The organism is Microbispora bryophytorum (genome assembly GCF_043197435.1).
GTDB lineage: Bacteria > Actinomycetota > Actinomycetes > Streptosporangiales > Streptosporangiaceae > Microbispora > Microbispora bryophytorum.
The window spans coordinates 190,944-203,382 of sequence record NZ_JBICTF010000007.1 but is presented as its reverse complement, the minus strand read 5'-3'; the positions used below and the strand labels follow the sequence as shown (position 1 = coordinate 203,382).

Annotated in this window: 13 protein-coding genes; 6 read left to right on the top strand and 7 right to left on the bottom strand. The window is 67.4% G+C overall.

The genetic code is table 11. From position 1 onward, the window contains the following. Positions 1-11 precede the first annotated feature (11 nt). Together ACGFIB_RS25115 and ACGFIB_RS25110 are read right to left on the bottom strand one after the other, a co-directional pair. Complete coding sequence (locus tag ACGFIB_RS25115; RefSeq protein ID WP_393375375.1) at positions 12-1,118, bottom strand: fatty acid desaturase family protein; 1,107 nt, start codon at positions 1,116-1,118, stop codon at positions 12-14. An 11-nt stretch (positions 1,119-1,129) separates the two neighbouring features. Then, on the bottom strand, positions 1,130-2,197 hold the full coding sequence (locus tag ACGFIB_RS25110; protein WP_393375372.1) for a ferredoxin reductase: 1,068 nt from the start codon (positions 2,195-2,197) through the stop codon (positions 1,130-1,132). A gap of 301 nt (positions 2,198-2,498) precedes the next feature. Between ACGFIB_RS25110 and ACGFIB_RS25105 the strand changes: the two genes are divergently transcribed. Further along, positions 2,499-2,750, top strand: coding sequence for a hypothetical protein (locus ACGFIB_RS25105; protein WP_142574525.1), 252 nt, complete (start codon positions 2,499-2,501; stop codon positions 2,748-2,750). A 217-nt stretch (positions 2,751-2,967) separates the two neighbouring features. Here ACGFIB_RS25105 and ACGFIB_RS25100 read toward each other — a convergent pair whose 3' ends face one another. Beyond that, entirely contained in the window at positions 2,968-3,228 is a 261-nt protein-coding gene (locus ACGFIB_RS25100) for an STAS domain-containing protein (RefSeq protein WP_393375369.1), read from the bottom strand. Between the two features lie 1,044 nt (positions 3,229-4,272). On the opposite strand from ACGFIB_RS25100, the gene ACGFIB_RS25095 reads away from it, so the two are divergent. Further along, positions 4,273-4,479 carry a cold-shock protein gene (locus tag ACGFIB_RS25095; RefSeq protein WP_142574528.1) on the top strand — a complete coding sequence of 69 codons (207 nt, stop codon included), beginning with the start codon at positions 4,273-4,275 and terminating at the stop codon, positions 4,477-4,479. Positions 4,480-4,766: 287 nt separating this feature from the next. Here ACGFIB_RS25095 and ACGFIB_RS25090 read toward each other — a convergent pair whose 3' ends face one another. The 4 genes from ACGFIB_RS25090 to ACGFIB_RS25075 form a co-directional block, all read right to left on the bottom strand. Next, on the bottom strand, positions 4,767-5,027 hold the full coding sequence (locus tag ACGFIB_RS25090) for a helix-turn-helix domain-containing protein (RefSeq protein ID WP_393375637.1): 261 nt from the start codon (positions 5,025-5,027) through the stop codon (positions 4,767-4,769). 844 nt (positions 5,028-5,871) lie between these two features. Further along, positions 5,872-6,969 carry a sensor histidine kinase gene (locus tag ACGFIB_RS25085; protein WP_393375366.1) on the bottom strand — a complete coding sequence of 366 codons (1,098 nt, stop codon included), beginning with the start codon at positions 6,967-6,969 and terminating at the stop codon, positions 5,872-5,874. Beyond that, on the bottom strand, positions 6,966-8,486 hold the full coding sequence (gene kaiC / locus ACGFIB_RS25080; protein WP_393375364.1) for a circadian clock protein KaiC: 1,521 nt from the start codon (positions 8,484-8,486) through the stop codon (positions 6,966-6,968). Before kaiC ends, ACGFIB_RS25085 begins: the two co-directional genes overlap by 4 nt. Positions 8,487-8,488: 2 nt before the next feature. After that, positions 8,489-8,788, bottom strand: coding sequence for a circadian clock KaiB family protein (locus ACGFIB_RS25075; RefSeq protein ID WP_357245452.1), 300 nt, complete (start codon positions 8,786-8,788; stop codon positions 8,489-8,491). 477 nt (positions 8,789-9,265) lie between these two features. Here ACGFIB_RS25075 and ACGFIB_RS25070 point away from each other — a divergent pair, with 477 nt between their 5' ends. The 4 genes from ACGFIB_RS25070 (at position 9,266) to ACGFIB_RS25055 (ending at position 12,406) form a co-directional block, all read left to right on the top strand. Next, a complete protein-coding gene (locus ACGFIB_RS25070) occupies positions 9,266-9,925 on the top strand; it encodes a response regulator transcription factor (RefSeq protein WP_357245455.1) in 660 nt (219 codons plus the stop codon). A gap of 410 nt (positions 9,926-10,335) precedes the next feature. Further along, positions 10,336-11,199 carry a sensor histidine kinase gene (locus tag ACGFIB_RS25065; protein ID WP_357245458.1) on the top strand — a complete coding sequence of 288 codons (864 nt, stop codon included), beginning with the start codon at positions 10,336-10,338 and terminating at the stop codon, positions 11,197-11,199. A gap of 410 nt (positions 11,200-11,609) precedes the next feature. Beyond that, positions 11,610-12,068, top strand: coding sequence for a lipopolysaccharide assembly protein LapA domain-containing protein (locus tag ACGFIB_RS25060; protein WP_393375359.1), 459 nt, complete (start codon positions 11,610-11,612; stop codon positions 12,066-12,068). Positions 12,069-12,088: 20 nt separating this feature from the next. Next, a complete protein-coding gene (locus ACGFIB_RS25055) occupies positions 12,089-12,406 on the top strand; it encodes an STAS domain-containing protein (RefSeq protein WP_357245464.1) in 318 nt (105 codons plus the stop codon). The last annotated feature ends 33 nt before the right edge of the window (positions 12,407-12,439 follow it).

The window sequence follows — 12,439 nt, the reverse complement described above, 5'->3', positions numbered from 1 at the left end:
TCCGCTCGGGCTCACGCCGCGGCCTTGAGCGCCTGAGCGGAGGAGTCGGCCGCCGATGGCCGGCCGGGCCCCGGCAGTGCCATCCGCAGGACGCGTTTCCATACCGACCCCGCCTGCCGGGCCAGCGACCCGGACGTGTACGGAAGGCCGAACCGCTCGCACAGGGCGCGGACCCGGGGTGCGATCTCCGCGTACCGGTTGCTGGGCAGGTCGGGGAACAGGTGGTGCTCGATCTGGTGGCTGAGGTTGCCGCTCATGATGTGGAGGAGGCGTCCGCCGTCGATGTTGCACGAGCCGAGCAGTTGGCGGAGGTACCACTCGCCACGGGTCTCGTTCTCGAGCCGGTCCTCGGTGAAGATGTGCGCGCCCTCGGGAAAGTGACCGCAGAAGATGATTGTGTGCGCCCACACGTTGCGCGCCATGTTCGCGGTCAGGTTGCCGAGCAGGACGGGCAGGAAGGCCGGACCGGCGAGCAGCGGGAACGCGACGTAGTCCTTGACGATCTGGCGGCGTATCTTGGCCGCCACGGCGCGAGCCTGCGCGAGGGCCTCCTTCGGATCCCTTCTCCCCGACGGGATGCGCTCCAGTTCGAGGTCGTAGATGGCTATGCCGTACTCGAAGAAGAGCGCCAGCAGCGCGTTGTAGAACGGCTGGGCGAGATAGATCGGATGCCATGGCTGCTCCGGGCTGATCCGCATCGCCGAATAGCCGATGTCGCGGTCCTTGCCGAGCACGTTCGTCCAGGTGTGGTGGACGAAGTTATGGGAGTGTTTCCACTGGTTGGCGGGGGAGGCCATGTCCCACTCCCAGGTGGTGGAGTGGATCTTCGGGTCCCGCATCCAGTCCCACTGCCCGTGCAGAACGTTGTGGCCGATCTCCATGTTCTCCAGGATCTTCGCGACGGCCAGCGCCGCCGTCCCGGCGGCCCAGGCGGGAGGCAACCAGGAGGCGAACAACAGCGCCCTCCCGGTCAGCTCCAGCTTGCGCTGGGCCGCGATGACACCCCGGATATAGGCCGCGTCCCGCTCGCCGAGGCTCGCGAGCACCTCGTCGCGGATCTTGTCCAGCTCGCGGCCGAACCCCTCGGTGTCGACAGAGGCCGGTTGTTTGGCAGGCATGCGTGTCCCTTTCACAGTTCGATCTCGACTTTGCCGATCGCCACCGACACGCAGGTCTGGATCATGTCTCCTGCGTCTCCGTGCACCTGGCCGGTCCGTACGTCACGTACCCGGCCCGAGCGCAGGCGCGCGACGCATCCGTAGCAGATGCCCATACGGCAGCCGCTCGGCATGAGCACCCCCGCGCTCTCGCCGACGGCCAGCAACGGTGTGCCGCCGTCGGCCTCGGCTTCTCGCCCGCTCCTGGTGAAGCGGACGTGTCCCCCCGAGCCCGCTGCCGCCGCCGGCGCCAGACTGAAGCGCTCGACATGGATCCCGTCCGCGGGCCCGGTCCAGCGCGCCGCGATGTCGTCGAGCATCGCCGGCGGTCCGCACGCCCATAGGGACCGCTCGGCCCAGTCCGGGCAGAGCCGGGCCAGATCCGCGGGCCGCAGCCGTCCTTCGGTGCGGGTGTGCCGCTCGTGCAGCCGCAGCCGGGGGTATCGCGCAGCCAGGCTCCGGAGTCGCCGGCCGAAGATGACGTCGTCGGGTGTTCGCGCCGAGTGGACCAGCACGATGTCCGGTCCGTCCGCACTGTCCAGACGCAGGCCGTCCAGCATCGCCATCACCGGTGTGATGCCGCTCCCGGCGGTCACGAACAGCAGTCGCGGTGGTGGTGGCTCCGGAAGGACGAACGCCCCCTCGGGCCGTCCCAGCGTGAGCACCGCCCCGGGCATGGTGCTCCGTACCAGGTGGCCGGAGACGAGCCCGCCGCGCACGGCCTTCACCGTGACGGTGATGCGACCATCGGACCTGTCCGGGGCCGACGACAGTGAGAAGGTCCGCCAGTGCCGCCGCCCGTCGATGTCGACGCCGATCCGGACCGATTGACCGGGACGGTGCACCGTCCAGCCCCGACCCGGGCGGATCACCAGAGTCGCCGCGTCGCAGGTTTCCGCGTGCACCGCCTCGACCCGGCCGTACAACTCCTCCACCGCCCAGAGCGGATTGATCAACCTGAGGTAGTCCTCGGGAAGCAGCGGTGACGTCAGCCAGTGCGCGGCTCCCGACAGCCGGTGCAGGAGAGCCGCAGGGGACACGGATGCGCGTGTAAGGATCACAGAGCCTTCCCGAGGCGGTCGAGGAGCCAGGCCACGAAAGGGCCGTCCGTGCTGAGACATACCCGCCGCCCGCGTCCGGCACCTGTGGGCCAGGGCCATGAAGGGAGCAGGAAGCGGTTCAGGACCGGTAAGGCTCGGATAGGCGTTCGGGCCCGTTGGCGGCACGGCTGCAGGGGGAGGTTCGCGGAGTCCGCAGAAAGGGCGATGTGGACGCTACGCCGGGGGTTTTGCGGGGATACCCACGTGGACCCGGTCCCATCCTCACGATGAGGAGCAGCGCATGACCATGGACGCTCCCACCGGGCTGCTCTACTTGCTGAGCGTTGGCAAGGAAAAGGAACTGATTCTCCGCGTGCACGGCGCGACGCCCGCAGTCGACAGACTCGTCGACTGGATGGAGCAGGGCACTGTGGTGTCCCTTCAGATCTCCCATGAGGGCGAGCCGGGCACCTTCACCTATGTGGTCAACTTCAGGCACGTGGTGGCAGCCCGCTTCGCTCCCTACGGGTCGACACGGATCAGCAGCTTCTGAGCCGTCGTATAGGGCGCGATGCGGTGCTGTGCTGTTGTGTGGTGGCGTTGCCCGGTGCTGCCCGGTGCTGCCCGGTGCTGCCCGGTGCTGCCCGGTGCTGCGCGGTGCGGCGCTGTAGGGTGCGGCCGCCCTCGTCCTGCGGGCCACCGACTCCTTCGCGGCCCGCCTCCTGCGCGGCGAGGGCTTCCGCCTTCGCCGCGGCTCATGGGCCCTCCGGCTACGCCGGCATCGGGATGATGCGGTCCAGGCCGGTTACATGAAGTAGCCGGGACAGGTACGGGCGGGCCGCGGTCAGGGAAAGGGTGATCCCCATCGCCTTTGCGCGGCGCTGGATGCCGACCAGAACTCCTAGCCCGCAGGCGTCGCATGCCGCCACACCCGACAGATCGATGACGAGCACGCCACTGCTGTAGCGCAGGACGTCCAGCAGATCCTCACGCAGGCCGGGACTGGTGAAGATGTCGATCTCACCGGACAACCGGATGGTCGTCGGGACCGAAGGGCAGGCTCGGCCGGGTGGCGTGGTGTCACGGACGGCGATGGAACGCGCTGGCCGGCGACGAGACGGGGTCTTTCGCGGCAGGCTTGGCAGGTGGGAGTGCGACCGGCGGCGTCGGCACCCGTCCGGCAGGTCCGCCGGCAGCGTGCTGATGTGCCCGCCGTCGTTCTCCCCGTCCACGCCCCGCGTGGCGCCGCCTTCTTTGCGGGTCGCAGTGGTGAGGAGGCTGACGGGGAGCAGGCCGAGCGTGCCCCGACCGGCGCGCATGAGCGCGGTTCCGGCAGGGCCGTTCGCGGCGTATGCCGGGCCGAGGACGGGAGCCGGCCGTGGCCGGACGTCAGAGCCGACGACGGGGGCCGCGTCGGCAGGGGCGCTGGGCGGTGTGGAACAAGTGAGCAGCGTCGGTGTCATGATCGCCTGGCCTGTCTTGGCCCTCGAAAAGGACCGCGTCCTGATATATCGCCGTGGGCGACGCCGACCTGATTGCCAACGCACGAAAAGTCCTCGGTGTTTGAACATTACCTCGTGTCATCTGGAACGGCGCTGTTCCGGAAGCGAGATGCAGGTTCGATGCGTATCCCAGCCAGCGGATCGTGGGCGATGTCGGAGGCGAACTGGCGCTCTTGGTCCAGAATGTCTCGCGTTGGTGGTGCCGACCGGGCGCGTCCCGCTCCACCTTGACCCGTGGCCCTGGGGGAGACGACGAGCGCCCTCCGGCCTTGGTGCGGATCCGCCATCATGTGCTGACCTGCAGCTACGCGTGTACGGAGACGGGTGTGCGGCGCCGCGCGGAATGCGGCTCATCCCGGCGGATAGCGGCGGGGTGTGCGTATCACGCCTCATGTGTGCTAGGTTGAAGGCAGTTGCAGTTGTGGTACCCATAATAAACTTGTGTGCACCTGACGGATGTAGCCTCAGGTGCATTTTTTTGTTTGCCGGTCTTCTCCGGGTGTGGGCCTATCGCGGCAACGCGGAATTCGTGACAGTGCGGATTTCGGCTACGCCTATCAAGAGGAGATTAAAATGGCTTCTGGCACCGTGAAGTGGTTCAACGCGGAAAAGGGCTTCGGCTTCATCGAGCAGGACGGCGGCGGCGCCGACGTCTTCGCGCACTACTCGAACATCATTTCTCAGGGCGGCTACCGCGAGCTGCGTGAGGGCCAGAAGGTGGCCTTCGACGTCACTCAGGGTCAGAAGGGCCCGCAGGCCGAGAACATCGTTCCCGCCTGACGAACAGCGCCACGTTTCAGGGCTCGCACCTTCACAGGTGCGGGCCCTGATTCGTTTTCTGCTGCTGTATCGCTGCTGCGTGAGAATCGGCGGCAGCGGATGTCGGCCACAGTCGCGCGACTCCTCGACACCGGTGATCGACAGCGGGTGAAACGTCATCAGGCCAGGTAGGAGGCATGAAGCCCCGGAGATGCGAGGCCGGCGGCAGAGAGCAACCACGTCGCCAAGCCGCACAGGCTGGACCTGGTCGGCCTCACGCCGCCGGGTCTTCTCGCCGCCGGTGCCGGCTAGTGTTCGGCCGGGCGCTCGCGCGCGTTGTTGATGCGCAGCGCCTCGGCGAGCTGGTCTTCCAAGATGATGATCCGGCAGGCGGCTTCCACAGGAGTGCCCTGATCGACGAGTTCCCGGGCGCGCGCGGCCAGCCGCAGCTGGTAGCGGGAGTAGCGGCGATGGCCGCCGCTGGAGCGTTTCGGCTCGATCAGTTTCGCGGCGCCCAGAGCCCGCAGGAACGCGGGGCTGACACCGAGCATCTCCGCGGCCGTGCCCATGCTGTAGGCGGGGTAGTCCTCGTCGTCGAACCGATCTTCGAACTGATCTTCTGGCCGATCTTCGGCCCTCGGCCCAGGCCTGGAGCCGGCCGTGTCCGCGGTCCTGCCGTGAGTGAGCGCGTCACCCTTGCCAGCCGAGTGAGGTTGATCCATACGTTCCTTCCATCACGCGCACAGGGGGCCCCGGCACCTGTTGTGCCGGGGCCCCAAAGAGTTCAACACCATCTACCGGCTATCTGGCCGGCGTACTGTTTTCCGCGTCCGCCGTACTGAGCGGCGGTGGTGCGGGGATCGCGGATACGTGACCGTAGACCACCTTCCTATCTGTGGAACTGCGGTACCCTAACGGCGAGACTCAGCCGGCAACGGGCGATCCTGATGGCGTCAACACTCCCTTCAACTCTTTCCGGACCCTGTCCGGCTTCACCTGCGGCAGCGCGTCCACGATCAGGGCCCCAACCACTGCACCGGCCCACCACGTCCGACCTTCTGCCATCGACTTCAGACTTCGAACTTCATCTTGTTCAGGGCAGTCCATCGTGGTGCCGGTACTTCTGCTGCCCTGCCGAACCGTTCCTTGCGATGCGAGAAACACTAGCCCCATCGGGCACGAATGTCTACTGCGGCGAACACAGGTTTTCGTGGTCGGGCGCGACAGGCTTCCGGCGGCGCCGTCGACGAGCGGGAACGCCGCCGGCACCCGACCTCGTTCCTGTCCAGGTCCCAATGACCTCCGGAGATCACATTGACCGAGTGCTCGTGTCCGAGGTCCCCGGGCGAACCGCGTCGGCCGATACATAGGGCCAGACGTCGCGACCGGCGCCTCCGCCCGGCGCCTCGGCGGCTATTCCTCGGTCCGGTCCGGCGCGCCGGGTGAAGGCGGTCGTCGCAGGCGGAGGCAGAAACAGGCCCCCTCGCCCTCGCGGGGCTCATACCAGGCGTCGCCGCCGTTGCCCAGGGCGAAGCTTCGGACGATCCACAGCCCCAAGCCCGTCCCCTCTGTCTCGCGGTCAACCTCCCGCGCACGGCTGAAGCGCTCGAACAACCGGGGCACGAAAGCCTCCGGCACACCTGGCCCACGGTCGCACACCCGGAGAAGGATCCATTCCGGCTGCCCGGTCGCGGACACCTCGACGGGCGGACGCCCATAGGCGAACGCGTTCTCCAGGTAGTTGTCCACCATCGCAGAAAACTCCCTGCGATCGACCAGGGCCTCCAGATGAGGGCTGCAGGACACGTGCACCTGCTGCGATCGTGCGTCCAGCTCGCCGAGTCGTTCAAGGAGCACTTCGAGCACGGGGACGCGTTCCACGCGGGCGGACGCGCCTTTCGCTTCGATGGTCGACGCGGTGAGGAGCTTGCGGACGAGCCCTTGGAGCCGGGCCGTCCGATCGGCGATGCGCTCGATGATCTCGGTTCTTCGCTCCTCGGCGAGCGCGATCAGGCGGTCACGTAGCACGTCCACCAGCACGCTGATGGTGGCCAGAGGATTGTGGAGCTCATGGGCTGCGACGGCGACCGCGACGTTCTGGCGTTCCAGGGCCGCCTCCAGCTCTTGTTCGACGTGCCTGCTTCGTGTGACGTCGCGGAGCGCGGCGACGTACAGGGGCTCACCTTCCAGGGTCGTGGCGGTGACCCGCATCTCGACGACCCGTCTGCCTCCGGCGGGCAGCATCAAGTCGATCTCGGTCGCCGCGCCCGCGGCGATGGGGAAGCCGAACGGTGTGCCGATCAGCTCCTCTGCCGAGCGGGCGAAGAGCTCCGCGGCAGCGGGGTTGCAGAGCCTGATGATTCCTTCCTTGTCGACGGCGACGATCCCGTCCGCCGAAGCCGAAACGATGACCTGGCTGATATCGTCCCGGAATTCGACGTCGTTGGGCCGGCCCGACTCGGAGCCTCCTATGGGGTTTCCGCCAGGCGAGGACCCGCCGCCGGCACTCACCCCGACGGACCCTCTGTCACTTCGGACTCGGGCGCTTCCCACGCGCCGCCGGGACCGATCGCCTCAGTGAAGCCGTGGGGGGCGCCTGTCAGGGGCTCACCGATGTGCATTCCGGTGCGGTCGATCCTGAACTGGCGAATGCTGTGGTCATGGGCGGAGCCGCGCGCCTGGAGCACGGCGATGGCGCGCTGGATCTCGACGGGCCCTGTGACATACCGGAGCTGGATCCAGACGTCGGCAAGGGCGGCGACGTCGGAGGTGATCAGCGGCGCGTTTGCCGAATTGAACCGTTCGGCAGGTGTCCCCGTGAAAAGAGTGGTTATCTCGCGCTGTCGGAGAACCGCCGTCAGCGCGATGATGAAATCGAGTAGGGTCCGCGGCGCGGCCACGCGTTCGAGAGCGGACAACGTGTCGATGACGAGTCGGCCAGGCGCGAACTCCTCAATGGCGTTCCTGAGCTGCAGAAAGTGGTCTTCTGGAGACATCACCTCCGCGTAGCCGCACATGACTCGGAGCAGACCCGCTGCCTGCATCGCCTTGAGATCCAGACCCCAGCTCGCGGCGCTGCGGAAGAGTTGCCCGGGGGTCCCGTCGAAGGTGCACAGCAGGCAGCGCTCACCCGCCTCGACGGCGGCGGCCGCGAAACGCAGACTCGCCATTGTCTTGCCCGCGCCGGTGGGCCCGGTGATCAGGACGATCGCGTCCCGGTAGAAGCCGCCGCCGCACATTTCGTCCAACTCGGGAATCCCTGACGAGACGCGGGCGAGTGACGCGTGGTCGGACGGCGTGAGGAACGCGAGGGGGACCACCACGATGCCGTCCCGTGGATCAATCGTGAACAGCCATTCCCCCGTACGGTGCTGGGCGCCGCGGAACTTGACGATCTCAACCGTCCGGGTTCGCCGACCCTGCCGGAGCACGTTGCGCAGGATGATGACATTGTCGAGGACGAAAGGCTCGACCCCGTAGCGGGTCACACCGTCGTACTCTTCGGGACGCTCCGCGGTGAGCACCGAGGTGACTCCGAGCGCGTTGAGGGCGGAGGCGATCCGGAACAGCTCATGGCGGACGATGCCGCTGTCGGTGAACTGGGTGAAGATCGCGTTGAGCGAGTCGAGCGCGACACGGCGAGCCCCGGTCTGGCGGACCGCGTGCTCGATGCGCGCCACCAGGGCGCCGAAGTCGTAGGCGCCGACGGCGGGCGTGTCCTCGCCGATACTCGCCGAGGCTTCGACGAAGGCCCACTTTCCTTCGTCCTCCCACAGCTGTACGGGGAAGCCCAGTGAGGCTGCGTTACGGCGGATGTCGGTGGATGTCTCCTCGAAGGTGACAAACACCCCGGACTCGTTGAAGCGCATGATTCCGCGGGAGAGGAACTCAACGGCGAACAAGGTCTTACCGCTGCCGGTCGTGCCGCTCACCAGTGTGGATCGGCCCGCGGGCAATCCGCCCAGGGTTACGTGCTCGAAGCCGCTGATCCCCGTGGGGATCCGCTCGATGGTGTTGCTGCCAGTCATCGTCACTGCCCTTCCATGGGCGATGCGTCCGCGGCTGGGAGGCCCAGAGCGATGGCGGCGCGGCCGTGATCGGACAGATCCCCGATCACCCGCCGCTGTGGTGGTGGCGTGAGCCTGACCACGGTGGGGGTGGCCAGGATCCGTCCCTCCTCGGCCAGCTCTGGCCGCGCGACGGTGTCGATGACCTCGACCTCGTACATGCCGGAGAGGTGAGCGTCGCACAGGAACCGCAGGTTCACCTCCGCGGCGTGGGACCGCTCCGAGTTCCCAGCCACGTACAGCCTGAATGAGTAAGTGGTCACGTCAGGAACCGTCTCCAACGTTCGCAGGGCTCCGAGCTGGGGCCTTACGGTCTACCGCTCTTCGTACCCCGAAGACGGGCAGGGACGAGCATCGGAAGAGAAGACGGCACGCGTGGCGGATGGAGGTGCCCTCCCCGCCCGCTTTGCGCACGCGTCACGCATCGCCGCCCCCCGCGTGGAGCGACGATGCAGGTCGATCTGTTTGTGCATCACGGCGCACGCGGGGTAGCGTCATGATGAGTTCACAGGGGCAGGCCACAGTTCATAAGGGCAGGCCACAGGGTCTTCGGCCCGCTCTCGCCAGGGGACGCGCCCCCGTCGGCCGGCTCCCAAGCAACCTTTCTGATCAAGCTGTGCCTCATCCGGGAGACGGGCAGAGCGGGCCCCGGCCGACCGGCGTACGGCGGCGAAACCGCTCATGAAGTGAGCAGCCATGAGCCGAGCAGCGGACAGGGCCACGGCGGGCAGGAGCATCCTGTGATCCGAGTTCTCGTGGTCGAGGATCAGCGGGCGCTCGCCGGCGCTCTTGAGATCGCGATCGACGCCCAGCCCGACCTGAAGTGTGTGGGCGCCGTGGGAACGGTCGAGAACGCCGTCTCGCTCACCACGATGCGGAGTCCCGACGTCGTGCTCATGGACATTCATCTTCCGGACGTCGACGGAATCGAGGGGACGAGGCGGATCAAAGCGTCTCACCCGGATGTCCGCGTCCTCATCTTGACGGGCGATGCCAGCCCAGACCTGTTCGCGGCAGCGGCGGCGGCAGGGGCTTCCGGATTTCTCGCCAAGGACAGTAAATTTCCGGACATTCTCAGAGTGATCCGCGCCCCGGTCGGCAAGAACATCCTTATGGTGGAGGGCGAACCGCTCAAAGCGCTCCTCCAGGACCCCAGCGCACCGCCGCACGGTGGGCGCGAGAGCTGGGCGGGGCTCACCGCGCGCGAGCTGGAAGTCCTGAATCTGATGGGCGAAGGGCTCGATCCCCGTGCGATCGCCGGGCGACTCGTCGTGAGCCTTCACACCGCTCGAGGCCATGTCAAGAACGTCATGATGAAGCTGGGCGCGCACAGCCAGCTCGAAGCGGTTGTCGTGGCGACTCGGACGGGGCTTCTGCCAGGACTGCGAAAACCTGGTTGAGCCCGCGATTCGGCCCATCTGGGGGGTGTCAGATGCACCATATGCGGGTGGCGTGGCGTCTGGCGTCTTCCTAGATTGGTGAACATGCGTGCCACCGCGGGTCACCGCGGATCTTCCCCGAACTACCGCCTCGGCGGGGTTGGGCTCAGGAGCGCCCAGTGCCGGTACCCCGGCAGGCGAAAGCGCCGCTTTGCTGCAGAGGGCACGCCGGCATCGCCGTGCAAGGGTGCCATGAGGCCCTCGTCGTCGCCCCCGAGACATTCCCTCGTCGAGCCCCCCGGCCAAGGGCCGAAGGAGTTCCCGGCCGGCTTCGGAATGCACAGGACTCCTCGTGACTCACGGGGATACGGCAGGCACGCGGGCGATACCCACACACCCCGACCGCTCGGTCGCGGGAAGGAAGAATTGACATGGACATGAGGCACGTTGAGGCTCTGTCCGGCTGTATCGACGGTCTCGACATCCCCGCATCTGTCACACACCTTGACGCGGAGGTTTCCAATCCCCTCGGTGAAGACGAGATCGCCCGGACCACCAGGGCCGTGATCTGCACGTTGCAACGGCTCAACAAGGCACTGCAGCAACAGCGGCGGTTCGCCTCCGACACGTCGCACGAGTTGCGTAACCCCCTCGCTGGGCTGCGCGCAGAGCTTGAGGAGGCTCAGTTGCATCCAGACGATGTTCATCTGCACGAGACCCTCCAACGTGCGCTGAGCGCCGTCGACCGGCTCGAGGCGATCATCGGTGATCTGCTTCTGCTGTCCCGTGTCGAGAGCGTTGTGCCGAACGGGCGGGCGCCCGTCGACCTGGCACAGCTGGTCAAGGCGGAAGTCTCCCGCCGGGCGGACCGGATTCCGGTCCAGTTGTGGCTCGTCCCCGGGGTGTACGTCAAGATCGTCGGTATTCAGATCGGCCGGGTACTCACAAATCTGCTGGACAATGCCCAACGGCACGCCGAACGGGTCGTACGGATCGAGGTCGGCCATAACGGGCGCATCGCGGAACTGGCGGTCTCCGACGACGGCGAAGGGATCGCCGAGGCCGACATCGAGCGGATCTTCGAACGATTCACCAGGCTGGACGCAGGCCGCCGCCGCGACCGCAGCGGCACGGGCCTCGGGTTGTCGATCGCCCGTGAAATCGCTCAGGCGCATGACGGGACCCTCCATGCCGGAGACTCTCCCATCGGCGGTGCACGCTTCACGCTGCGGCTTCCCCTCGCCGCCCTTCCGGACCCTGATGGCGTCAAGAGGCCTGACCGACGGCTGTACTGACGTGGGGGCCGGCTTCGGGCAGGGCGCTGGAAGCGAGTAGGGGCCGGGGAAACCTTGTGGTTCCGCCGGTCAGTTGCCGGTACCGCTCGGGGGGTACCGACCTCGGCACAGCGTCGCAGCCAAGCGGAGTTGGCGTAGCTCCATGCCCGCCACCGCTTCCCGGCCGGGCGGTTCCGATGTGGACCGTCTCGCCTCACCCCAAGAGCGGCTCCTCCACCCGAGGGCGGGACGGGGGTCATCACCGTAAGTGATGAGCCGAGCTCGGATCGCCCTGTTCCCCGCACTCACCGCGTCGATCCACCGGGCATACGTTGGAGTTCCTTCAGGTCCATCCTCCGAACCCTCCTGCCCCCCTCGGCGGATCCGCCGAGGAGACCGCGGCCGGCCTGACGGAAAGAAGGAGAGCAGCCATGCCCGACCTGTCGAAGCCACTCGAGTCCCAGCCGGTCGAAGTGCCCACGGCCGGGCCATCCCGCCGGTTCGTCCTTGCGCGTACGCGTGCGAGCGCGATGTGGGTGGCGACCATCACGGCGGCGTTCATCCTGCTCCTGCTGCTGATCTTCGTGCTGCAGAACGGCCAAGTGATCAGGGTTTCCTTCTTCGGCGCCGACGGAGACCTGCCTCTGGGCGTCGCGCTCCTGCTGGCCATGACCGGCGGCATTCTCGCCGTCGCACTCCCCGGAGTCGGGCGGATCATCCAGCTCCGTCGGCTCGCCCGACGCCGGATGGTATCCACGTCGGCCGATGACGCCTCCGAGCACCACAAGCCGCTATACGAGCCGCCTATCAGGCAGACCGTACGGGACGGGCGTCTTCCGGCGAGCCGCGGTCCCAAGGACCGACTTCGAGCCCTCCTCACGCGTCGATGATTCGAACGCCGACTCTGCCCATGACGGCCGTCGTCCGGCGCCGGCGAATCACCGCGTGTGCCGATCCTCAGGGACTCCGCATCGAAGGCGACCTCGACCGCATCAGTCTGCCCGCTCTGACCCTGGCACTGGCCTCGATGTCGAACAGCGCCGACATCCACGTCGACCTCAGCGGCCTGATGTTCATCGATGTCGGTGGCCTGCGTGCCCTCGTCACGGCTGCTGCGCGGCTGGAGGGTGATCACTCACTGATCTTGCGGTCGGCGCCCCCGCAGACGCGACGCCTGCTCGACCTCACCGGCTGGTGCTCCGCGCCCGGTCTCACCCTTGGCGGCTGAGACAGGGACTGCCGGCCGCAGATCGATCCGCCG